We start from the raw sequence: 23,809 nt of genomic DNA on the forward strand, positions 1-23,809 counted from the left end.
TGCGGCTGGACCGTAAAGCCTCTGCGGCCTCGGCTTCATAGGAGGCCGAAGGCTACAGATAATCAGATGAATTCTAAAGGCTTTTTTGGCCTGAAACGGCCAAGGGCAGGCAGCCATAGCCTCGGCTGCCCGCCCCTTGCATCACATCAACCGCCGATTTGACCCATGGCACCGAGGTTGGCCATGACCAGCCCGGCGAACTCTTCAAGGGTCATTTTCTGCCCATTGAACTCCACCTGGCCATCGACATAGTTCAAGTTGGCAACGACATCACTGCCCTGCAGCTTGGCCAACTGCGTCTGCAGCGCCATCTGCCCGACCATTTCACTGGTCATGGACGCCTGCTGGGCAATCGCCTGGGTGTCGGTTTCACCCTGGAAGGCAGCCTGCAGAACCGCCAGATCAACGATCATCGGCTTGGACAGCGTCAGGTTGCTCTTGAGCTGGGAGATCAATTGGCGACCCAACTGATCCGGTGGCAGTTCCAACGAGGTAGGCTTGTTCAGCTCAACCGCCAGGCTGAAACGGCTTTCACCGTTGGCGGTCTTGAAGGACAAATCTTCCAGCGCGACCTGCGGCTTGGCCGCGAGCATCTTCAGGATATCCTCGCGTACCTTCGCCTCTTCTTCAGGGCTCATCGCCAACTGCGGCATGGACCGCCCTTCGGCGGCGGCCTGCTGAATCTCGGGCAGATGGCTTTCATACCAGCTCATCAACGACTGGAGCGCCGGAATGTCCAGGCTCTTCACGCTCATGACCATCTGCGCACTGCCGACCGACTTGCCCTCGTAGCTGATGTCGCCGACCTTGTAGGTCAGGCGGCCCGACATTTTGTCGCCCTCAGCGCGGTAATCGTTGCGCTGCTCAAGCGCCTTGAGCAGCAACGTCGACTGCTGATCACCGAACACGAACTGGCTGCTGGCCAACCCGAAGTCAACCTGCCCCACATAGAAGCCATAGGTGGTCTTGGTCAGGTCACCCGTAATATTCATGCCATTGAGGTCGATCTTGACCGGCGCAGTGTCAGGCGACACCAGCGACATGGCGAGGCTGCCCATGGTGCCATTGACCTTGACCTTCTCGGCATCGGCACTGCTGTCGACATCCAGGTTGAAGCCGGAGAATTTCACCACCGAGCCGTCGTCACCGGTAACGTCCAGCGGCAACAGTTTCATGCTGCCCTGTACCGAACGGTCATAACCCAGGCTGACCTGACCCTGCAGCGGCGCAACTTCCTTGGCCGCGGCAAACCACTTGGCGGTACCTTCAGTCTTCTCCAGCGCATAGTTGCTGGTTGCCATGACCGGCATCAGCTTGAACGCCTTCAAGCGCGACCATGGCAGCGGGCCGTGCTCGATGCGATCAACGAAGTTCAACTCGAGGCTCACCGACTCGTCACCGGCATCCAGGTTTGCAACCTTCACACGGTAATGGGCGGTACTGGTGTAGAAGTGCTGCTCCAGCGAAACCAACTCGACGCTGGCACTGGCGCCCGTGCCAAGCAATGCCTTCTGGGCCTGCTCGTTACTTTGCGCAATAGAGGCCTTCAAGGCGTCAGGCAACTGCTTGCCGGTGTACCAGGTACCTGCACTCGTCAAGGCCGCGAGTACCGCAAGACCGGAAAGTACGCCTACTGATTTCTTCATGAACTGACCCGAACGATATCCATAATGGGGGAAGTATGACTGTTCAGCCAAACCGGCATGCCGCGACGACACGGGTTGACCGAAGGCGCGAAGAATATCACTTTGCCCGCCCTTTCCCCCAGTACTTCACCAGGATCATGAGGCGCTTCACACTATGCGGGGTCGGTACTGTTCAACACGCCCTTGCGGCCATCCGGGCTTTCCACAAGCCACTTCTCGAGCAACCCGCTCAGGTTCATGCCATTGCCCTCGGCCTGATGAGTAATGTAGTTGAAACCGCTGTCAATCCATCCCTGCAACTGGCTCACATAGGTATCGGGGTACTGCGCCTGCTCGATGGCAGGTAGTCCCTCATAATGCTCAAGCACTTCCATGAAAAAGCCCGTGAGCTTGCCGGTGCTGTTGTATTCAACATCCGATTTTGCCAGCACCATCCGGCGCCACTCGTACTCCTGCTCTTGGGTTTCGTACACTGCAGCAAGCCGCTCATTGACCGTGAAAGCACCACTATCGTCATAGGCAATCAAGGCCAATTGATCTCGTGACATGCCCGCGAAAGGATTGGTCCCGGTACGGGCGCCATATATACGGCCATTGACGAAGTCCGTCGCGTCTTTGGCCCGTGCCAACAGCTCCGGGTCATCACTGTTTGGCAGCTCGGCGTCATGCTTCGCCTTGTTAAAGAAATAACTGTCGCCCAAAATTTCATTCAACCGTGCTTTCGCGACGTCACCCAGCGCCTTGCGATCAAGCCCGGCATCCCGCGCCTCGGCATGAGCAGCCGCCTCGCTTAGCTGCCGCGCCAGAGTAGACACCGTACTGGCATCACTCGCTGCCGGGATGACCGCAGCGGAGCACGCGGTGTCGTCGGTGCTAACGGGTAAACTTGGGCTGGCCCTGGTCAGCACACTGGTACCGGAAAAGGATGTATACCCTGTAACGCCGACCATGGCGGCCCTCCTTTGACTGACGAATAGGTCTTGCAAAAAAAATGGCCGGCTAATACAGCGCCGACCATAGGGATGATTACTTCATTGCAAACTCTACCGACCACTCGTGACTCGTGTAATTGGTCGACGTGATAGTCGCGGTACACGTGGCACCACCACTGGGGGTAGACGTCTTGTTCCAGGACGGTACCTTGATACCGCTTGAGTTGTATGTATTCACATACGTCGTGGTAAATGCACAGGTTTTGCCGCCAACCTTGTAGCGGACAGCAGCGAAATTTGTATCAGGAGAGACATTGCTTTGAACATAGTAGGTATCCGCCCCTCCATAATCAACCAAAGCAGCCGGCTTTGGCGAAGCATTTACATTGGTACTAGCCTCATTTGACGTCTCTATTACATATGCAGCATCTGAGATAGCGTTATTCTTAAAGGTCACCATAACCTTAGGCCCAGCATGCGCCGCACCTGCAGCAAACAAAGTAACGATCGAAAACAGCGCAAGCACCACCTTATGTACATTCATATTTCATGTCTCCACGTGATTGAACAGGCATTATTAAATTACAGCGACACTTCTTGGAGCGACGCCAAAAGCAATGCTGAACTTACGATTTCTCGATAACCCTAACTGACTGCGCCTGATTGCGCCGTTCACTCAACTGCGTTTGTTCGCAGCCCCATCACCTGTTCTAGCGGGCAGGTAATCCGTTGCATCATTTTGTTGGGACGACGCTGAAGCCATCCACTCTTCGAGTAACCCGACCAAGGTCGTAGCGTTGCCCTCAGACTGGTGAGTGATGTAGTTGAAACCGCTGTCAATCCATCCCTGCAACTGGCTCACATAATTGCCAGGGTACTGTGCCTGCTCGATAGCCGGCAGACTTTCATAATGCTCAAGCACCTCGGTGAAAAAGCTGGTGAGCTTGCCGGTACTGTTGTATTCAGCGTCACCTTTTGCCAGCACCATCCGACGCCACTCGTATTCCTGATTCAGACTCTCGCACAGTGCTGCGCGTCGCTCATTGACTGTAAAAGCACCGCTATCGTCATAGGCAATCAGAACCAGTTGATCTCGTGACATGCCCGCGAAAGGATTCTTGCCGACGATGTTGGAGCCTGGGTAACGACTGTTGACGAAATCGGTTGCCTGCCTGGCCCGCTCCAGCAGTTCTGGGTCATCACTGTTCGGCAGCTCCGCATCGTGCCGAGCCTTGTTGAGTGTATAGCTATCACCCGATATTTGATTCAACAGCACTTTTGCCGCCTCACCCAACGCCTTGTAATCAAGCCCAGCATCGCGCGCCTCGGCGCGAGCAGCCGCCTCGCTGAGCTGCCGAGCCAGCGTAGACACCGTACTTGCATCACTCGCTGGCGGGATGACTGCAGCGGAGCACGCTGTGTCGTCGGTGCTAACGGGCAAGCTTGGGCTGGCCCGGGTCAGCGCACTGGTACCGGAAAAAGATGTATAGCCTGTAACGCCAACCATGGCGGCCCTCCCTGCGTATTTATTTAACGCGAAGCGTTCCAGCGACACAGACATGCCTTCGGCTTATCACACTTGCAATGCGCCCTTGAAATAAGCCGACCACATTGCAGCCTGACCTCATCACGCTATTTACAACCGTAAAGAACGTTGCCACAACTGCTGCTATCGCTGTAACCGGCTGCAATTCTTAGTCGGCACAACAAATAACGTCAACCCTTTTCACGAACAATACCTTTTCATACCCAAAGAAAATTCTCGAATATCAGAATATTCATACAAACAACCAGGCATAAAATAAACAGCCAACACCTAGCAAAACCAAGACAGCACGCATCGACAATTAAACCTGCGCTAGCCTTCTGAATAACTCTACCCACCACTCATCAACACCTTGTTTATTGCCTGACTCACAAAAACCATAGAAAACTAGATAAATACTTTGGAGCAGGCCGTGCCGAACAACGGAAACAACCACACAACCGCCTCGCCAGGCGAAAACCTTCTACAGCTGGAAAGTATCGGCTACACCTACTCAACAGCGGCCGGGCTTCGGCCAACACTTCACAACGTGTCGCTGTCCATCATGCGAGGACAAAGCTGCGCAATCGTCGGCGCTTCCGGTTCAGGGAAAAGCACGCTGCTCAATATCATTGGCCTGCTTGACCAGCCCACATCCGGTCGCCTGTTACTCGACGGGCACGACATGACCCGCGCCAAGGCGCACATACGTGCCCAAACACGCAACCAGCGCATCGGGTTCGTATTCCAGAGCTTCAACCTGCTCCCTCGCCTTAGCGCACTGGAAAACGTGGCACTGCCCCTGCGCTATCGAGGGTACGGGCACGCAGAGGCACAGTGCCTCGCCCTACAGGAGGTCACGCGTGTCGGCCTGGCCAATCGCGCCCATCATCGCCCGGCAGAGCTGTCCGGCGGACAACGCCAGCGCATAGCCATTGCTCGGGCCCTGGTCGGCCGCCCCGACCTGATTCTGGCCGACGAACCCACCGGCAACCTCGACAGCGCCACCGCTGGGGAAGTGCTAGCGCTGTTACAGGCCTTGAATCGAGAACAGGGCGTCACCCTCGTGATCGTCACCCACGACGAATCACTGGCCCAGACACTGCAGCGCTGCCTGCTGGTCAAAGACGGGCATCTGCTTGAACAGTATCCGAACCCAGCACATGCCTGACGCACGGCCAAACAGCTACGGGCCATCCTTGCGCCAAACACTGAGCGAACCCCTGAGCAGCCTGCGCCTGCTTGGGCGCCGCGCACTGCTGGCCCTGCTGGGGATCGCAGCAGGTTGCGCCTCGGTGGTCGCACTGCTGAACATAGGCCACAACGCGGCCCACGAAGCCATCCGCACATTCAAGGGCCTGGGTAGCGATGTAATGGTAGGCAGCTTCACCGCCACGCCCGGCACGGTCACGCGCCCCGCACCTGCCACACTGGACACCCAGCTTGTGAAACACGCCGTCCCAGGTCTTCGTGAAATCGCGCCGGCCATACTCTATTCGACGACCGTCCACATCGACGGCCAAGCCTATCCCTTGAGTGTCATAGGCACCTCCCACGAACTGGAAGGTGTATTGGGCCTGCAGCTCAGTCACGGTAGATTCCTCTCCCCTTACGATCAGCAGAGCACCTACGCGGTGCTGGGTGCACAAGCAGCCAGAGCGCTGAACGTAAGCACGCTGAACAATCAGGATCCCGTGGCGATTGAGGGCTACCTGTTTGAGATCATCGGCATCCTGGCCGAGCATGGGCACAACCCACTCATACCCATTCCCGTGGACGAGGCGATCCTCCTGCCTATCGAGGGGATGAGACGAATAACACCCACCCCCGAGATCAACAGCATCATCGCCAAGGGGCTACAGAGTGAGCGCCTGGCTGAAGATGCCAACGCGCTGCGTGATTACCTGGCCCGCAAGGCGCCAGGCCACACCGTACAGGTGCAAATTCCCCAGCAGTTGCTGGATGGGCTGGAACGACAGGCCCGAACCTTTTCCTACCTGCTCCTCGGGCTGGCTGGTATTTCACTGCTGGTCGGTGGTGTGGGCATCATGAACGTGATGGTCATGAACGTGTCCGAACGGCGGCAAGAAATCGGCATACGCATGGCAATCGGTGCCCGACCACGCGATATCGCCAGCCTCTTCCTGCTGGAGGCCATGGCATTGGCCGTGGTCGGCGCGTTGGCTGGCGCCTTGTTCGGCGTGGCCGCTGCCTGGATGTTTGTGACGCTATCGGGGTGGTCATTTTCACTATCAATGACCTCGCTGCCAATGGGCATCGCCAGCTCGCTACTGAGTACACTGGTCTTCGGCCTCCATCCGGCACAGCGTGCGGCCGCCCTGCAACCCGTGACGGCGCTGCGTGATGACTGACATGTGCGCACGTCCCAGCACTGCGACCCGTTACCTGTTGGTGGGCGTGGTCCACCTGCTGCTGTTTACGACAAACGCATGCGCCGAACGTTTGTCACCCACGCAAGCCAGCCCCCCCGACAAGAGCCTTTCCGCGAATGAACAAACGATAGCGCTGGCCTTGAACGAAGCGGTACTGCTAGGTCTGCGTAACAATCACGCGATCCGTAGCGCGTACTTCGAACGCATCGTGCAGAAATTCGATCTACGTGTGGAAAAAGACCGCTTCACGCCAAAACTGGTGCTAAGCAGCCGCCACCTGGCTACGCGCAACCAGGATGACCACTACCGGCAAAACGAAGTCGCCCCTTCAACCACGCTGCTTGGCGAATATGGAACACAGTTCAGCCTGTCATGGCGTCATCACCTTACCCAGGCGAACCACGCTGGTCGCACACACAACGATGGCGCAACGTTCAGCGTCATCCAGCCCCTGCTCCGCGGCGCAGGGCGCGAGGTGGCAACCGCGCCCATACGCTTGGCCGAACTTGCCGAGCAGGTCAATCGCCTCAACCTGAAAGCAACCGTCTCAAGCACCGTCACCCAGATCATCACTGCTTACCGCGAACTGCTGCGTGCACAAGAACAGTTGCGCATCACCCGCGAAGCACTGGCGCGCTCACGCCAGCTACTGGATGCCAACAAGGTCATGATCGCCTCTGGGCGCATGGCCGAGTTCGAACTCGTGCAGACCGAAGCGGACGTGGCGACACAGGAACTCGCTGTCGAAGAAGCCTCCAACCAACTCGACGCTAGCCGGCTCGAGTTACTGCACCTGCTGGCGCTCGATCTGCAAACACCGGTACAGGCCATTGAACGCCTTGACGTGACACGCACAGACTTCGGGCTGGCCGAGGCTCTAGCGGTTGCACAAAACCAGCAACCCACCTACCTCACCCAGTTGATCGCAATCGAGCAAGCCGCTGTCAACCTCACGGTGGCCCGCAATGAACGACTATGGGACCTATCGCTCATTGGTGCTGCCACCCAGGCCCGTAGCCGCTACCCGGGTGAACGCGGCTACGCATCCGACCACACCTGGGAGGGTTATGCCGGCCTACAGGTCGAGATCCCCATTGGCGACCTGAGCCGACGCCAAGCTGAAGTGCGCGCCCGAGTCAACGTCGAAACCCAGGACATTCGCCTAAGCGAAACGCGCCAGTTGCTCGAACGCGATGTCGGCGATGCTGTGCGCAACCTCGGCACCCGCTGGCGCCAGTATGAAATCGCACAACGTGCGCGCGAGCTGTCACGCCGAAAACTCGATATCGAACGCGAGAAACTGCAAGCCGGTCGCTCCAGCAACTTTCAGGTACTGAGTTTTGAAGCCGATTTGCGAACAGCGGAAAGCACACGCCTCAATGCACTGATTGCCTATCTCAACACACAAGCCCAACTGGACCAGACACTGGGCACAACGCTGGAGAGCTGGGACATTGACCTCAACGACTAAGCGCTACTTGTTTCCACGCACACGTCAGGCGCGATACTGGCTGGCGGGCGCACTGAGCCTGATGTTGCTGGCAATCACACTCGTGTACCACGCAAGGCCACCAGGCTCACCGCCTGGAAGCGACTGGCTGCAAGTAAAACCGCAAATACTAGAAAACCAGTTGGGCCTCATCGGGCGTTTGGAAGCCGCGACACGGTTGACCCTTGCTGCGCCCTTTGAAGGGTTAGTACACAGCGTTTCCGTTACCGAAGGCCAGCGCGTCGAGCTAGGCCAGCTCCTGCTGACGCTCGACAGCTCGCAACTGGAGATTCAGTTACGCGAGGCACTGGCCGTGCAACTCAACGCTCAGCGCGCCCTGGAAGAAATGCAGAACTGGCCGCAAAGCGCCGATGTGGCCCGCGCCCGTCGATCCGTGACCAACGCCCAACTGAGCCTGAGCGATACGCGCAACAAGCTCACCGACACCCGGCGCCTGTTCGATCGCGGCATCGTGGCCCGAATGGAAGTCGAAGCCCTTGAGCAACAAGCCCGCATGCAAACACTCGACCTGGCCGCTTCACAGGCCGAACTGAGCGCCACACTCGAAAAGGGCAAAGGCGAACATCGACAGATCGCCGAAATGGAGTGTGCCAACGCCCAATCACGCTACCAGGCACTGGTTGCGCTGCATGCTCAACGCGAGCTACGCGCACCGTTCGCGGGGATCATCCTGCGCCCACGCAAACAGGACGAAAACACCACCACCGCTATCCAGCAAGGCATCCGCGCCACTCAGGGTATGCCCTTGTTCGAGTTGGTCAGCCTCGAACAAATCAACGCCGTGACCCGAGTTGAAGAAGCCGACCTGCACCAGTTGAGCGAAGGCATGCGTGTGCGGATCATCGGTGATGGCTTTCTCGGCATGACGCTGACAGGCAAGATCTCAGCCATCAGTGCACAGCGCCTACCGTCAGAAACGTATGGAGCCGGCGCCAGCTACGGGGTGGTCGCGACCCTCGACCCACTGACTCAAGCCCAACAGCAACGCGTGCGCCTGGGAATGAGTGCGCGCCTGGCAATCGTCACCTATCACGCTGAAAACGCGATCGCGATACCGGTGGCCGCACTTAGACGTGATCATGAAGGGCGGACGTTCGTACGCCACCAACCGCATCGTGAACAGATACCGCAGAAGGTCTTTGTCACAACCGGACGCGCTGTTCCTCAAGGTGTCGAAGTCTTTGGCCTCACACCGGGCTACATCGAAATGCCAATAAGCCGGAACAGCGTCCCTCCGTAACGCTAGCTGACGGGCCCTTGCCGGTGAAGAGGGGTATACCCAGCCTCCTAGGCGACAGTGGTTGGAGCCGGAACCTGCTGCTGAGGAACCGGCAAATTGTGCGACTCACCACGGCCCATCGGGAAGTAGGTGAAGCCTGCACGTGCCATGCGCTCAATGTCGTAGAGGTTGCGACCGTCAAAAATCACCGGTGCCTTCAGACGCGATTTGATGGCATTGAAGTCAGGAGCCTTGAACTGTTGCCATTCGGTGCACACGATCAGGGCGTCGGCACCGGCCAGGGCTGACTCCGGGGTCCCCATCAGCGACAGGTTAGGCTGGTCCGGATACAGGCGCTGGGTTTCCTGCATGGCTTCAGGGTCGAAGGCCCGCACCTGTGCACCGGCCGCCCACAGGGCTTCCATTAGCACCCGGCTTGGTGCATAGCGCATGTCATCGGTGTTAGGTTTGAAGGCCAGCCCCCACAGGGCAAAGGTCTTGCCGCGCAGGTCGCCCTTGTAGAACGCATTGATACGCTCGAACAGCTTGTGCTTCTGCCGCTGGTTGATGGCCTCGACCGCTTGCAACAGGTCACTGGAGCAGTTGGCCAACTGGGCACTGTGGATCAGCGCGCGCATGTCCTTGGGGAAGCACGAACCGCCATAGCCACAGCCTGGGTAGATGAAGTGGTAACCAATGCGCGGATCGGCACCAATGCCCATACGCACGGCTTCAATGTCGGCGCCCAGATGTTCGGCCAGCTCGGCGATCTGGTTGATGAAACTGATCTTGGTGGCCAGCATGCAGTTGGCGGCGTACTTGGTCAGTTCGGCGCTGCGCAGGTCCATGAAAATGGTGCGGTCGTGGTTGCGGTTGAATGGCGCATAAAGTTCACGCATGACCTCGCGCACTTCTTCACGGTCGCAACCGATCACAATGCGGTCTGGACGACGGCAGTCGCTGACGGCCGAGCCCTCCTTGAGGAATTCGGGGTTGGAAACAATGTCGAACTCAAGGCCGCGTCCGGCCTTGCCCAAGGCCTCTTCGATGTGGGCGCGCAAGGTGTCGCCGGTGCCGACCGGCACGGTGGACTTCTCCACCAGGATCAATGGCTCGACCCGGTAGCGGGCCACTGCATCGCCCACCGACAATACGTACTTGAGGTCAGCCGAACCGTCTTCATCCGACGGCGTCCCGACAGCAATGAACAGCACCTGACCATGCTGGATAGCCATTTTCTGATCACTGGTGAACTGCAGGCGACCGCTGTCCAGGTTGTCCCGCACCATGCTCTCAAGACCGGGCTCGAAGATCGTGACATGGCCCTTTTGCAGCATCTTGATCTTGTGCTTATCGACGTCCATGCACACAACATCGTGACCCACTTCAGCCAGGACAGTTGCTTGAACCAGGCCTACATAACCACTACCAATTACGCTGATTTTCATACGGAGTCTCGAGGACGAGTTACACGTGACGAGTTAATGGTAATGACCCCCAGCATGACGAATGCCACACCCAGGGTTTTGAACAAACTGAACTGTTCGTTGAACAACGGCAAGCTGGCTGCCAGCAGGTACACCAGCGCGTAGCTGATGCTCAACAGCGAATAGGCTCGGGCCAAAGGCAAGTCCCGCAGGGCCGCCAGCCAGCACAGCATCGACAGCGCGTAGGCGAAGATCGACAACATGACCACGCCCAGTGCCAGCCCATCCACCGCACCATTGCCCAACGCCATCAACCATTGATCCGGTTGCGGCAGGTGACTCATGCCCCAACGCATGCCCAACTGGGCGCCACTGACCAGCAACACGCTGCCCATGGCAAAAGCGATTCCACGCCCCTGACTCATGCGTGCTGCCCCAGCAACACGACGCCGGCAATCACCAGTACCATACCGATCCCATGACGACGATCGATAGTCTCGTGAAACACGAAACGGGCGGCCAAGGTAATCAGTACAAAGTTGAGACTGAGCATCGGATAAGCGATACCGACTTCCAGACGCTGCAACACCAGCAGCCACACCAGCAAGCCAGCACCCAGGCAGGCCAGCGCCAGCCATAACCAGGGCGAGAGCAGTTTCGCGCCCAGGCCCGACTCGACGCCGCGCCAGCTTTCCACGGCATATTTCTGGGCGATCTGGCCCATGCAGGTCAGCAGGCATGCCCCCAACAGCAAGGCCCAGGTCATGGCGCACTCTGCGGGATTATCAAAATGATGATGCTGCCGCGCTCGTAACGCTTGCCCTCTTTAGGCAGCAATTCGGCTTCACGCACTTCATCCTCACCCTTGACCCGCATCACCACACCCACCGGGCCGATCTTGCGAGCCTCGCTCATCCACTGTTGTACTTGGTCGACGTCGACCCGACGTGTGGCAGCATCCGGGTACTGCAGGCCATACTTCACTTCGCCGATGGTGTTGTACAACGCAACGTCCGGGCGTTGTAGACGCCAAGCCAGGGCCGAAGCCGCCCCCAGATCGTTGCTCAACAGATGCTTGGTCTGGCTCAACTCTTCGAGGTGTTCCAGGACGAACTGGTCTGGCGTCTTACTGTAGACCACTGAGTGCGGTAACGCGGCCGGCAAGATAGCCACCAGCAAAAGGCTGCCAATGGCCGGCGCAGCCCAGGTGCTCAAAGGTCGGACGATTTGCATCAGGTTGGCCAGGACCCAGGCCAGAATCACAATGAACACCAGGACCAGGTTGTTCATCTCATCGACGTACACCGGCTTTTTCAGCTGCAGGTAGACAATCGCCAACAACGTCAGCAGGCCGATGGCCAGATTCAGCACGCCATTGACCTTGAACAGGCGGCTTTGCCCCTGTTTCAGACGGTCCACCAGCGTACTGGCCATCAACAGTGCCAGTGGCAACAGGCACGGCAAGATATAGGTCGGCAGCTTGCCCTTGCTCAGGCTGAAGAAAGCCAACGGCAGGACCAACCATAGCAACAGGAAACCGGTGCCTGCCTGACGCCGGGTGCTCCAGGCCTGCTGGAGCGAGGCTGGCAGGAACGCCACCCATGGCAAGCTGAAGGCCACCAGCAACGGTAGATAGAACCACCACGGCGAGGCGTGCTGGGCGTCATCGGCAGAGAAACGACGAATGTGCTCATTCCAGAAGAAGAACCGCCAATAGTCCGGCTCTTGACCATGCACTGCCAGCGCCCACGGCAAGCTGACAACAATCGCCACGGCGATGGCTATCGGCCCGTAGACCAACAGTTCGCGCCAGCGCTTCTGCCAGATCATGTAGGGCAGCGCGATCAGCACCGGCAGCAGCCAGGCAAGAAACCCCTTCGTCATGAAGCCCATGCCGCAGGCCAGCCCTAGCACGGCCCAGCCAATCAAGCGTGAACCACGGGATGGCGTATCGAGGGCAAACCACAGGGCCACCAGGCTCAGGTTGACCCAGAAGGTGAATTGCGGATCGAGGTTGGCATAGCCACCTTGCCCCGCCACCACCACAAAGCTCATGTAGAGCAGAGCACTGGCAACGCTCTTGCGCGGGTCGTTCCACAATCGGCGGGCAATGATGTAAGTCAGGACAACGCTCAGGCCTGTGGTGAGGGCTGAGGCAATGCGCACACCGAACAAGTTGTCACCGAACACCACCTGGCCGATGGCGATCATCCAGTAGCCGGCAATCGGCTTCTCGAAATAGCGCAGCCCCAAGAAATGCGGCGACACCCAGTTACCGCTCAGGAGCATTTCCTGACTGATCTGGGCGTAACGGGTTTCATCCGGGATCCATAGGCCATGGGTGCCCAGCGGCACCAGGTAGGCCAAGACGAATGCAATCAACAATAGGGGCAGGGCCCAACGTTTGCTCATGCCCCTTGCACCCCCAGCCAGCCTTCACGCCCCTCAAGGGTTCCGCGCAGCACACGGCCCTGAGGCAGGCTGCTCGGGTCGACGGGCAGCAGGTTACCCAGGGGCTGGAACCGGATCTCATGCGAGCGTGCAGCAATCAGCAGTTGACGGAAATGGTCGGCCATCAGAATACCTTCGACTTCAGCATGGATGGTGTAGACGTTCAGCGCCGAGGGGCTGAACCGACCAAGAATGAAGGCGTTGAAAGCCTCGGCAGAGACGACTAGCCCTACCACCTCATCGTAGGTTGGCAAGTCGACCGGAATTTGCGGCGTGCCGGGTTTGCCATCTGTCAGCCGTGGCCGAAACAGGCTTTGCCCACGGCAGTCGCTGTTGTAACGAAAGCCGAAGCGCTCCTTGACCTCAATGACGCGCTCGTCCGCCCGCCATCCAGCAGACGCCGAACAGTTGACGGGCTGGCCGAGAATATCGCTGAGGGTGTCTACGCCGCGGCGAATCTGCTCGGTCAATTGGGCATCGCTCCAGCGTCCGGCATTGGCCTGCCAGCCATAGTGATCCCACGCGTGCAAGCCGACTTCATGGCCAGCCGCTGCGGCCTGACGCATCAAGTGCCCCAGATCACGGCCAATCGGCTTGCCCGGCCAAGCGGTACCGGCCAGCAAAATGTCCCACCCGTACAAGCCTGGAGCGTTGGAACGGAGCATTTTCCAGAGAAATTGAGGGCGGATCAGGCGCCACACATGGCGCCCCATATTGTCCGGGCCAACGCTGAAAAAAAACGTTGCCTTGACCTGCTCCTCATCGAGTATTTCCAACAGCCGAGGCACCCCCTCACGCGTGCCTCGATACGTGTCTACATCGATTCGAAGAGCTGCCTGCATCAGCGCTTATCCGCAATTTCGAGCATGGCTTCGCGCAGGAAGAAGTCCAGCGTGTTGCCGATCGTCTCGCTCATTTCAACGGTTGGTTCCCAGTTCAGCAGGCGCTTGGCGTTCTGGATGCTTGGCTTGCGGTGCACCACGTCCTGGTAGCCGGCACCATAGAAGGCCTTGCTCTCTACATCGCGGAAACCGGCGAACGGAGGGAAGTTGGCGCGCAACGGATGAGCTTCGAACTGACGCAGCAGTTCTTCGCCCAACTGACGGATGCTGGCTTCGTTGTCCGGGTTGCCGATGTTGATGATCTGGCCGTTGCAGACGTCGTTTTCGTTGTCGACGATGCGTGCCAAGGCTTCGACACCGTCGGCGATGTCGGTGAAGCAGCGCTTCTGTTCACCCCCATCAAACAGCCGGATCGGCGTGCCTTCCACCAGGTTGAGAATCAGTTGGGTAATGGCTCGCGAACTGCCGATACGTGCCGAGCCCAGGCGGTCCAGACGCGGCCCGATCCAGTTGAACGGACGGAACAGGGTGAAATTCAGGCCCTTGGCGCCGTAGGCCCAGATCACGCGGTCCAGCAGTTGCTTGGAAATCGAGTAGATCCAGCGTTGCTTGTTGATCGGGCCGACGACCAGATTGGAGGTGTCTTCGTCGAAGTTCCGATCCTGGCACATACCATAGACTTCGGAGGTCGACGGGAAGATCACACGTTTGTTGTACTTGACGCAGTAGCGAACCAGTTTCAGGTTCTCTTCGAAGTCCAACTCGAACACGCGAAGCGGGTTACGGGTGTATTCGATTGGCGTGGCAATGGCCACCAGTGGCAAGACCACATCGCATTTCTTGACGTGGTACTCGATCCACTCGGAGTGGATGCTGATATCGCCCTCGACGTAGTGGAAGTTCGGGTGGCTGCGCAGACGCTCAATGGCGTCGGAGCCGATGTCCAGGCCATAGACGTCATACTTGCCGTCGCGCAGCAGGCGTTCGGACAGGTGATTGCCGATGAAGCCGTTGACCCCCAGGATCAGCACACGGGTACGACGTGGTGCGCGGCCCGATTCGGCACCACGCAGTACCGAGCCGTCGACCAGGCCCAGTTCGGCAGCCAGTTGCGCGCCGCTGAGAAACAGACCGTTATCGTTGCGCTGGCCCGAGGTGATCACCAGCGAGTCTTCGCCACAGGCAATGCGCAACGGATCGATACTGATCACGCGACCAGGGGCCTGCCCCTCATTGCCCTTGACTACCTCTGCGCTCCAGACGATCAGCTTGTGCTCCCCCACTGCACCGAAGGCACCTGGGTAGGGCTGGGTCACGGCGCGAACCAGGTTGAACAGCGTTTCCGCCGGTTTGTCCCAAAGCAGCTTGCCATCGGCGGCAGTGCGACGACCAAATACGGTGGCCTTGGACTCGTCCTGGGCGGTCTCGTTGATCTTGCCCTGGATAAGTTGCGGTAGTGTGTCGCGCAGCAGACTGGAAGCGGCCTCGCGCAGCTTGCCGTGCAGGGTAAGCGCAGTATCGGAACGCTCGATGGCCACGCGTTGCTGGGCGACGATGGCACCGGCATCGGCACGCTTGACCATGCGGTGCAGGGTCACACCGGTTTCTTTCTCACCGTTGACCAGCACCCAGTTGGCCGGAGCACGCCCCCGGTAAGTCGGCAGCAGCGAACCGTGCAGGTTGAACGCACCTTTACGGGCCACGGCCAGCAGCGGTTCAGCCAGCAGGTTGCGGTAGTAGAACGAGAACAGATAGTCGGGGTTGAGCTTGGCGATACGCTCGATCCACAGCGGGTGATTGACGTCTTCCGGTGCATGCACCGCAATGCCTTTACGGGCGCAGAGTTGAGCGACCGAGCCGTAGAAGATGTTTTCCTTCGGATCGTCGGCGTGAGTAAACACGGCAGCAATCTCAATACCCGCATCAAGCAGTGCTTCGATGCCTGCACAGCCAATATCGTGATAAGCGAAGACAACGGCATTTGAACTCATGACGAAACCTGGTCAGTAGGAGTGGGAGTCAGTCCATCGACAGTTGCGACAGGAGCAGGCGATGCGGGTTGGTTACGTAAGACTTTTTCGATGAAAAACCGTGGACGGGCCCTGACGTCGCCGTACATACGCCCCAGGTACTCGCCTAGCAGGCCCATACCGATGAACTGGCCACCGGTGAACACGAACAGCACCGCAAACAACACAAAGGTCCCGCCGCCGGCCCACTGCGCACCAAAGGCCAGACGCAGGATGATCAGCAGCACGGCGAACAACATGCCCAGTACCGCCATGCCAAAGCCGATGATGCTCAGCAGGCGCAACGGGGTAGTGGTCATGCAGGTGATCAAGTCAAACATCAGGTTGATCAGGCGCATCGGGCTGTATTTCGAGTCACCGTGCTCGCGCTCGGCGTGCTGTACCAGGATCTCGGTGGTATGGCGTGCGAAGCTGTTGGCCAGAATCGGGATGAAGGTACTGCGCTCGCGGCAAGCCAGCATCGCGTCGACCACCGTGCGGCGATACGCCCGCAACATGCAGCCGTAATCGCTCATCGCCACGCCGGTGGAACGCTTCACGGCCAGGTTGATCAGCTTCGACGGGTAGCGACGCAGGGCGGAGTCCTGGCGATTGTTGCGCACGGTGGCGACCACGTCGTAGCCCAGTTCAGCCTGTTCTACCAGCCGCGGAATTTCTTCCGGCGGGTTCTGCAGATCGGCATCGAGCGTAATCACCAGGTCGCCCCTGCATTGCTCGAAACCGGCCATGATCGCCGCGTGCTGGCCATAGTTGCGGTTAAGGATGACCGCAACGATTTGGCTGCCCTCGCGCTGCGCCGCGTTTTCAAGTTGCTCGGCCGAACTGTCACGACTCCCGTCGTCCACCAAGACGATTTCATACGCCTGCTTGAGCTGCTTGCAGGCCGCTTCGGTACGACGCAGTAGTTCAGGCAGGCTTTCTTCTTCGTTGTAGACCGGTATGACGACCGACACGCAATTAATTGGATAGGGCTTCAATGGACTAGGGCCAGGCTAGTTTCAATGGCACCGACAACGCGCTCGACGTCATCGGGGGTCATGTCAGGGAACAGCGGTATCGAACACAGGCGCGCCGAGTTCCACTCGGTATTTGGCAAGTGGACGCCCGGGAAGCGTTGGCGGTAATAGGTATGCAGGTGCGTGGCAATAAAATGAATGCCCGTGCCGATGTTCTGCTCCTGCAAGGCTTTCATGAATGCCTCGCGGTCCATGCCGCAGCGCTCGGGATCGATACGCAGGATAAACAGGTGCCAGGCGTGCTGTTGCGGGTAGGTCGGCATGCTCAGCGGCTGCACCGGCAGGCCTTCCAGGCGTTGCAGGTAGGTCTGGGCCAATTCATTGCGTTTGGCATTGATTGCATCCAGGCGCTGCAGTTGCACAAGGGCAATGGCGGCATTGATGTCGGCCAGGTTGTACTTGAAACCAGGCTCGACTACCTGGGCCTGAGGCTTGCGGCCACCGGTCAGGCGGTCGTAGGCGTCGACACCCAAGCCATGGAACTTGAGCATGCGTACCCGGTCCGCCAGTTTCTGGTCGTCGGTGACGAACATCGCACCTTCAGCACAGGTCATGTTCTTGATCGCGTGGAACGAGAAGATCGCCGTGCCCTGGGCTCCGATGGCTCGCCCACGATAACGGGTGCCGGCGGAGTGGGCGGCGTCTTCGATAACGGCAATGCCGTGCTTGTCGGCCAGGGCATACAGCGGATCAAGGTCAAACGCGGCGCCGGCATAATGTACCGGGATGATTGCTTTGGTGCGCGGGGTGATGGCGGCTTCAATCGCCACAGCGTCGGTCATCAGGGTGTCGCGGTCGACATCAACGAATACCGGCGTGGCCCCTAGCAGACAGATCATGTTGGCGGTGGAAACCCACGTCTGGGAGGGTGTGATCACTTCATCACCCGGGCCAATACCCAGTGCCAGTAGCGTGATGTGCATACCGCCGGTAGCCGAAGACAGCGCTACGGCATGCTTGCAACCCACATAGGCGGCGAACTGCTGCTCCAACTCCTGGTTTTTCGGTCCGGTAGTAATCCAGCCAGAGCGCAGTACTTGCTCTACAGCAGCAACCTCTTCGTCGCCAATGCTGGGACGCGAGAACGGGAGAAAAGCCTGATTCATGTGTACCTCGGGTCAGTAAACAACAGCAGCTGTCACCCCCCTCGAATCAACACGACAACTGCACCAGCGATGCATCATCCATGACAGCGTAGTTCAAGAAATGAAAACCCTATCAACCGCTTAGCCAGCGGCAATAGAAAAACTCATTCATTGACGTTAGTAGACGGGACCGACGGGTGGGAATAGTTCAGCGACTCAATGCAAGCCGAGTGAAGCGTAAGCACGAAAATATGAAAGAGAGATGAAAAGCCAGTGTTGGAAACGTCAGGGTTCCAGCTCAAAGCAAGTATTCATGTTGGAACTGCGGCACAGGAACGCTCAAATAGATCCTGCATGTACGCTGAAAGTCCTTCACGCACACGGCCTTGTTTAATCGCGCCGCATTCAATCAAACTTCAATTGAAGACTGATCTGCAGAGCCACTTTGATTAAACAAATCTTAAAAAATCTCATAGGCCTGGTGAGTTACACCGGACGACCTAGGCAAAACTGAAAGGGATTTTTCCTGGGTGAACTTGCTCAGGCCACCGTGCACTCCCGATGCCTCTCAACGCACGTCATGTGCAGAAGAACGTTGCCAGATGAACGCCTCAAGGCGAGCTGGGCGCCAGCGATAACATCAACATCGGAGGGGGAAGGTAAATACGCGACGAGAAACCGTGGCGCTCTGGCAGGCAGATCGCTCCTGCATATGCAAAAGGCTACTGAGATCCGGAAACGAAAAAGCCCGCTCCTTTTAAGGAAGCGGGCTTTTCGTGCCTGACCAGTTAAACCAATAATTGGATTTAACATATCAGACTGTATGTGGTGGGTCGTGTAGGATTCGAACCTACGACCAATTGGTTAAAAGCCAACTGCTCTACCAACTGAGCTAACGACCCGTTGGATGAGGCGTATAATACTGATTTCTAACGAGAAATCAACACCTCATGTAAAAAAAATCAAAAATAATGCGTTGGGTCTGCTACACCGGCAGCCTTGAAGCCTTCGGCGCGCAGGCGGCAGCTGTCACATTTTCCACAGGCACGCCCCTGCTCATCGGCTTGATAGCAAGAAACGGTAAGGCTGTAGTCGACACCCCGGGCAATACCGGCCTGGACGATCTGCGCCTTGCTCAAGTTCTGCAGCGGCGCTTGAATTCTAAAGCCCTGACCTTCAACACCGGCCTTGGTCGCCAGGTTGGCCATGCGCTCGAACGCCTCAATAAACTCGGGCCGGCAATCCGGATAGCCGGAGTAATCCACCGCGTTGACGCCAATGAAGATATCCCGCGCCTCCAGCACCTCGGCCCAACCCAGCGCCAGCGACAAGAATACGGTATTGCGCGCCGGCACATAGGTCACCGGGATACCTTCACTCGGCGCCTCAGGTACGTCGATGCTGCTGTCAGTCAGGGCCGAGCCACCAATACCGTTGAGGTTCAGGCCGATCACCTTGTGCTCGACCACTCCCAGATCACGGGCAACCCGTGCCGCCGCATCCAGCTCGGCGCGATGGCGCTGGCCGTAGTCGAAACTCATGGTGTAGCAGCTGTAGCCTTCTGCCTTGGCCATCGCGACCACCGTGGCAGAATCCAGGCCGCCGGACAATAGAATTACCGCACGTTTCTCAGTCATTGCATCACTCCCCTGTCAGCGTCCGGGCTCGTCATTCCAGAGCAGTTTGTGCAACTGCAACTGGAGACGTACCGGCAGATTGTCAGCCACGATCCAGTCGGCCAGATCAGTTGCCCGCACCTGATGATGGCTTGGCGAAAACAGCACCTCCCCCGCCCGCTGATCAAGACCGTACTGAATGAGCTTGGAAACGGCCCAGTCGTAGTCTTCGCGCGAACAGATCACGAACTTGACCTGATCGTTGGCCGTCAACAGTTCGATGTTCTCGTAGCGGTTGCGCGCCACTTCCATGGAGCCGGGGGTTTTCAGGTCAAGGACGCGACTAACACGCGGGTCGACGGCTGAAATGTCCAGTGCACCACTGGTCTCCAGGGAGACCTCGTAGCCGGCATCGCAGAGTTTTTGTAGCAACGGGATGGCATTCGGTTGCGCTAAAGGCTCACCGCCAGTAACGCAGACATAGCGCGGACGAAAGCCGGCAACCTGCTCGAGAATGGAGTCCAGGGTACGCAACGTGCCGCCACTGAAAGCATAGGCACTGTCACAGTATTGGCAGCGCAAAGGGCAGCCAGTGAGACGAACAAACACCGTGGGCAGGCCAGCGGTACGCGTTTCACCCTGCAACGAGTAAAAAACTTCGGTAATACGTAGTGTGTCTTGCATAGTCGCCACGGGCGTAACAGCTAAACAGGCTGTCCGCCTCCGTCAGGCACCGCTACGAACCCGTCATCGCGTAGTTCGCAGCAGCGTATTCAAATAAAGGGCGCAAATTCTAACGAAAAAACCCGCGACAAGCGCGGGTTTTCTTTTAAGCCGTTGACTTAGAGCTTCTGCAGGTCACGCTGGGCCAGTTGTGCGGCCGAGGTACCAGGGTATTGATTGACCACTTGCTGCAGAATGCCCTTGACGCGATCGGTATGCCCCAGTCGACGCTCTACGTCGGCCAGTTTATACAGTGAATCCGGCACCTTGTTGTGCTTCGGATACAGCTGGCTGACCTTTGCAAAGGCCTGACCTGCACCTTGCAGGTCGCCCTTGGCAAGGTTGACTTCACCCAACCAGTACTGGGCATTGCCGGCATACTGACTATTCGGGTATTTGCGCAGGAAGGCATTGAATGCCTGGCTGGCCTTGTCGAAGTCCTTGGCCTTGATAAGGTCGAAGGCAGCGTCGTAGTACAGCTTCTCCTTCGCCGGATCACCCGGCTCGGAGCTGGCAGCAGGCTGAGAAGCCGGCGCTGCGCTATTGTCGACGGCGGCACTGGCGCCACCGGCAGCAGAATTCTCAGGAGTCGCGGCAGGTGCAGCACCGCTTCCAATGCGTCGATCCAGGTCCTGGTAACGCTCCAGGCCTTCCTGTTTCAGACGCGCTACTTCGTTTTGCAGAATCTCGATACTGTTCTGCTGACGCTCTATCTGCTCCTGCATCTGCTGCAGTTGCATGAAGAGCTGACCCTGTGCCGAGGCAGGGGCCGAAACCCCTCCCCCGGCATAGGCGCCGTTCGTACCATAACCCGCGGGCGGATAACTGCTTGCGCTGTTATAGCCAGCGTTGTCATCAACAACAGGAACCTCACCCCAGGCCAGCAAAGGCAGGAAGAGAGCCAGGACGGTTACAGCACGACGGCACGTACGCATATCGAATTACTTACGCAGTTCGACGCGACGGTTTTGAGCCCAGGACTGCTCGTCGTTGCCGGTAGCAACTGGACGCTCTTCGCCGTAGGAAACCAGTTCCAGTTGGGCTGGGGAAACGCCTTGCAGTACCAGGTAGCGCTGAACAGCTTTCGCACGACGCTCGCCCAGAGCCATGTTGTATTCGCGAGTACCACGCTCGTCGGTGTTGCCTTCCAGAACGACGCGAGCGCCGTTGCCTTTCAGGTCTTTGGCGTGAACGTCCAGAGCGCGCATGGCTTCTGGCTTCAGGTCCGAGCTGTCGTATTCGAAGTAGAAGGTGGTGATTGCGCGCAGAGCAGCTTCTTCGCTCAGGCTGCCGTCAACAGCACCAGTGTTGGCACCGTAGCCAGCGTTTGGATCGACAGCGCCTTCGCCAGCGTTGTCGCCGCCTTTCGAGGAGCAACCTACAGCTACGGCCATGGCCAGAGCCAGCGCAGCAAACTTACCAAACTTCAACATTTCCATCGTGAAACTCCTAATGAACCCCAATGTGTTAAGTACAACGTAAAGCGCCGCGTCAGTTCAGGTAAGGGGACCAGGACGGTTCTCTAACTTCGCCTTGAGCGGTAGGAAGCGGGAGCCTCACGCGGCCATTTAGCGACACGAGCATCAAGACTCCCCGGCCCTGCTGGCGGGTGGCGTAGATTAGCATGGTGCCGTTAGGCGCAACAGTAGGAGACTCATCAAGACTGGTCTCTGAGAGGATTTTTACGCTACCGCGCTGCAAATCCTGAGCCGCCACCTTGAAATTGGTGAAACCATCTTGACGATGAATCATCACCAATGTCTTTTCATCAGCCGACAACTTAGGGTTGGCGTTGTAGTTACCGATGAATGTCACACGCTCGGCGCCACCGCTGCCGATAGTGGTTTTATAGATCTGTGGCTTGCCGCCACGATCGGAGGTGAAGTACAGGGTCGAACCGTCTTTACCGAAGAAAGGTTCGGTATCGATGGCCGGGCTGTTGGTCACGCGGGTCATCTGACGCGAACCCAGGTTCATCACATAGATCTCCGGGTTGCCGTCACGGGACAGCACGAAGGCCAGGCGAGAGCCATCGGGCGACCAGGCTGGCGCACCGTTGAGGCCTTCGAAGTTGGTGATCTGCTCACGACGACCAGTGTCGATGTGCTGAACGAAGATGCGCGGACGCTTCTGTTCGAACGACACATAAGCAATGCGCTTGCCATCTGGCGCGAAACGCGGCGACAGAATCGGCTCACGCGATTGCAACAGGGTCACCGCGCGGGCACCGTCATAGTCCGAACGCTGCAGGGTGTAGCGGGTGTTGTTGGTCGAGAAGCGTTCGGCCGTCACGTAGAGCATGCGCGTCGAGAAGGCACCCTTGATACCGGTGAGTTTCTCGAACGACTGATCGGCGATGTAGTGCGACATGTCACGCAACTGGTCGACGCTGCCCGAAACGCTGCCGGTCAGCACTTGCTGCTCGGTGGCGACGTTGAACAGCGCGTACTGTACCTGCAGACGACCACCGGACGGCACGATGCTGCCGACCATGATGTACTGGGCACCCAGCGCTTTCCAGTCACGGTAGATCACTTCACCGGCCTGGGTCGGCAGGCTGATCATGTTCTGACGTGGAATCGGCGAGTAGTAGCCGGAGTTGCGCAGGTCATTGCCAATGATGTCGGCCATGTCCTCGGGCAGCACGCTGCCGCCCTGCAGACCGAACGGTACGACGGCGATTGGCGTGGCACGGTCGCTGCCACTGGTGACCATGATGTTCTTTTCCTCTGCAACGGCCATTCCCGCCGCACAGCAGAGAACGACCAGCAGTCCTCTAAGAAGGTTAATCACAAGGCTAGATCCTCAGGTGTGAATGTCATCTTGAATGAACGATAGGGATTGAATTCGCTCGGTTTCAAGCCCTGCATTTCGGTTAAGCGACCAATATTCTTGACCGCCGCCACAGCCGAGTTGTCGAAAGGTGCATCACCACTGGAACGAGAAACACTCACAGAGGTAATGGTACCGTCCGGCAACATGCCGATCTGCAGGACCACCGTCATGTTCTTGCGAGCAGAAGGCGGACGCGCCCATCCCTCGGCCGCACGGGCACGGATCAGGTCATCGAAGCTACCGGCTACCTGGTCACCCTGCTCATCGGCCAGCGCCTGCTGCCGCTCGGTGGTATCGGACAACAGCTCGGCCAACGCCTGAGCCTTCTTGTCTTCTGCCGCCTTGCGAGCTGCTTCCACTGCTTTCTTCTTGGCCGCATCAGCTGCGGCTTTCTTTTTGGCCTCTTCAGCTGCCTTTTTCTTCGCCTCTTCGGCGGCAGCGGCTTTCTTGGCGTCTTCGGCTGCCTTTTTCTTGGCGTCCTCAGCCGCTTTTTTCTTGGCTTCTTCAGCCGCCTGTTTCTTCGCCTCTTCTTCAGCCTTTTTCTTGGCTTCTTCTTCGG

22 protein-coding genes and 1 tRNA gene are annotated in these 23,809 nt (G+C 58.2%); 4 read left to right on the forward strand and 19 right to left on the reverse strand.

Going from position 1 to position 23,809, the window contains the following annotated elements; all coding sequences use genetic code 11:
• Positions 1–146 precede the first annotated feature (146 nt).
• The 4 genes from EKA13_RS12045 to EKA13_RS12060 form a co-directional block, all read right to left on the reverse strand.
• Entirely contained in the window at positions 147–1,646 is a 1,500-nt protein-coding gene (locus EKA13_RS12045; RefSeq protein ID WP_065759623.1) for a YdgA family protein, read from the reverse strand.
• A gap of 152 nt (positions 1,647–1,798) precedes the next feature.
• The gene (locus tag EKA13_RS12050; RefSeq protein ID WP_065759624.1) at positions 1,799–2,596 is read right to left on the reverse strand and encodes a hypothetical protein; all 798 of its coding nucleotides are present in this window, start codon (positions 2,594–2,596) and stop codon (positions 1,799–1,801) included.
• A gap of 76 nt (positions 2,597–2,672) precedes the next feature.
• A complete protein-coding gene (locus tag EKA13_RS12055; protein WP_065759625.1) occupies positions 2,673–3,122 on the reverse strand; it encodes a hypothetical protein in 450 nt (149 codons plus the stop codon).
• 132 nt (positions 3,123–3,254) lie between these two features.
• On the reverse strand, positions 3,255–4,139 hold the full coding sequence (locus tag EKA13_RS12060) for a hypothetical protein (protein WP_245704326.1): 885 nt from the start codon (positions 4,137–4,139) through the stop codon (positions 3,255–3,257).
• Between the two features lie 397 nt (positions 4,140–4,536).
• On the opposite strand from EKA13_RS12060, the gene EKA13_RS12065 reads away from it, so the two are divergent.
• The 4 genes from EKA13_RS12065 to EKA13_RS12080 are packed head-to-tail and all read left to right on the forward strand — an operon-like array spanning position 4,537 to position 9,246.
• Positions 4,537–5,274, forward strand: a complete 738-nt coding sequence (locus EKA13_RS12065; protein WP_065759627.1) for an ABC transporter ATP-binding protein — start codon at positions 4,537–4,539, stop codon at positions 5,272–5,274.
• Complete coding sequence (locus EKA13_RS12070; RefSeq protein ID WP_065759628.1) at positions 5,267–6,475, forward strand: ABC transporter permease; 1,209 nt, start codon at positions 5,267–5,269, stop codon at positions 6,473–6,475. The genes EKA13_RS12065 and EKA13_RS12070 overlap by 8 nt, the downstream gene beginning before the upstream one ends.
• Position 6,476: 1 nt before the next feature.
• Complete coding sequence (locus EKA13_RS12075; RefSeq protein ID WP_065759629.1) at positions 6,477–7,967, forward strand: TolC family protein; 1,491 nt, start codon at positions 6,477–6,479, stop codon at positions 7,965–7,967.
• Positions 7,951–9,246 (forward strand): efflux RND transporter periplasmic adaptor subunit, encoded by a 1,296-nt coding sequence (locus tag EKA13_RS12080; RefSeq protein ID WP_083199799.1) that lies wholly within the window; start codon positions 7,951–7,953, stop codon positions 9,244–9,246. Before EKA13_RS12075 ends, EKA13_RS12080 begins: the two co-directional genes overlap by 17 nt.
• Before the next feature lie 47 nt (positions 9,247–9,293).
• Here the strand turns inward: EKA13_RS12080 and EKA13_RS12085 are convergent, their stop codons facing one another.
• From EKA13_RS12085 to tolA, 15 genes are all read right to left on the reverse strand, one after another.
• A complete protein-coding gene (locus tag EKA13_RS12085) occupies positions 9,294–10,673 on the reverse strand; it encodes a UDP-glucose dehydrogenase family protein (protein ID WP_065759631.1) in 1,380 nt (459 codons plus the stop codon).
• Entirely contained in the window at positions 10,670–11,077 is a 408-nt protein-coding gene (gene arnF / locus EKA13_RS12090) for a 4-amino-4-deoxy-L-arabinose-phosphoundecaprenol flippase subunit ArnF (protein WP_065759632.1), read from the reverse strand. The genes EKA13_RS12085 and arnF overlap by 4 nt, the downstream gene beginning before the upstream one ends.
• Complete coding sequence (arnE, locus tag EKA13_RS12095) at positions 11,074–11,418, reverse strand: 4-amino-4-deoxy-L-arabinose-phosphoundecaprenol flippase subunit ArnE (protein ID WP_065759633.1); 345 nt, start codon at positions 11,416–11,418, stop codon at positions 11,074–11,076. Before arnE ends, arnF begins: the two co-directional genes overlap by 4 nt.
• Positions 11,415–13,064 (reverse strand): lipid IV(A) 4-amino-4-deoxy-L-arabinosyltransferase, encoded by a 1,650-nt coding sequence (gene arnT / locus EKA13_RS12100; RefSeq protein WP_065759634.1) that lies wholly within the window; start codon positions 13,062–13,064, stop codon positions 11,415–11,417. Before arnT ends, arnE begins: the two co-directional genes overlap by 4 nt.
• Positions 13,061–13,945: a 4-deoxy-4-formamido-L-arabinose-phosphoundecaprenol deformylase gene (gene arnD / locus EKA13_RS12105; RefSeq protein ID WP_065759635.1), complete on the reverse strand. Its 885-nt coding sequence runs from the start codon at positions 13,943–13,945 to the stop codon at positions 13,061–13,063. The genes arnT and arnD overlap by 4 nt, the downstream gene beginning before the upstream one ends.
• Complete coding sequence (gene arnA, locus EKA13_RS12110) at positions 13,945–15,936, reverse strand: bifunctional UDP-4-amino-4-deoxy-L-arabinose formyltransferase/UDP-glucuronic acid oxidase ArnA (protein ID WP_065759636.1); 1,992 nt, start codon at positions 15,934–15,936, stop codon at positions 13,945–13,947. Before arnA ends, arnD begins: the two co-directional genes overlap by 1 nt.
• Positions 15,933–16,952, reverse strand: coding sequence for an undecaprenyl-phosphate 4-deoxy-4-formamido-L-arabinose transferase (gene arnC, locus EKA13_RS12115; protein WP_065759637.1), 1,020 nt, complete (start codon positions 16,950–16,952; stop codon positions 15,933–15,935). Before arnC ends, arnA begins: the two co-directional genes overlap by 4 nt.
• Positions 16,949–18,097 (reverse strand): UDP-4-amino-4-deoxy-L-arabinose aminotransferase, encoded by a 1,149-nt coding sequence (gene arnB / locus EKA13_RS12120; RefSeq protein WP_065759638.1) that lies wholly within the window; start codon positions 18,095–18,097, stop codon positions 16,949–16,951. Before arnB ends, arnC begins: the two co-directional genes overlap by 4 nt.
• A gap of 805 nt (positions 18,098–18,902) precedes the next feature.
• A tRNA-Lys gene (locus EKA13_RS12125) sits at positions 18,903–18,978 on the reverse strand.
• A 60-nt stretch (positions 18,979–19,038) separates the two neighbouring features.
• On the reverse strand, positions 19,039–19,713 hold the full coding sequence (queC, locus tag EKA13_RS12130; RefSeq protein WP_065759639.1) for a 7-cyano-7-deazaguanine synthase QueC: 675 nt from the start codon (positions 19,711–19,713) through the stop codon (positions 19,039–19,041).
• Between the two features lie 15 nt (positions 19,714–19,728).
• Entirely contained in the window at positions 19,729–20,376 is a 648-nt protein-coding gene (gene queE / locus EKA13_RS12135; protein WP_065759640.1) for a 7-carboxy-7-deazaguanine synthase QueE, read from the reverse strand.
• Between the two features lie 158 nt (positions 20,377–20,534).
• Positions 20,535–21,350: a tol-pal system protein YbgF gene (ybgF, locus tag EKA13_RS12140; protein WP_065759641.1), complete on the reverse strand. Its 816-nt coding sequence runs from the start codon at positions 21,348–21,350 to the stop codon at positions 20,535–20,537.
• 6 nt (positions 21,351–21,356) lie between these two features.
• Positions 21,357–21,854, reverse strand: a complete 498-nt coding sequence (gene pal / locus EKA13_RS12145) for a peptidoglycan-associated lipoprotein Pal (protein WP_042121796.1) — start codon at positions 21,852–21,854, stop codon at positions 21,357–21,359.
• Positions 21,855–21,906: 52 nt separating this feature from the next.
• On the reverse strand, positions 21,907–23,157 hold the full coding sequence (gene tolB / locus EKA13_RS12150) for a Tol-Pal system beta propeller repeat protein TolB (protein ID WP_245704328.1): 1,251 nt from the start codon (positions 23,155–23,157) through the stop codon (positions 21,907–21,909).
• 47 nt (positions 23,158–23,204) lie between these two features.
• A partial coding sequence (tolA, locus tag EKA13_RS12155) for a cell envelope integrity protein TolA (protein WP_065759643.1) occupies positions 23,205–23,809 on the reverse strand: 605 nt, incomplete at its 5' end.

Source organism: Pseudomonas defluvii (genome assembly GCF_001695625.1).
Classification (GTDB): Bacteria; Pseudomonadota; Gammaproteobacteria; order Pseudomonadales; family Pseudomonadaceae; genus Aquipseudomonas; species Aquipseudomonas defluvii.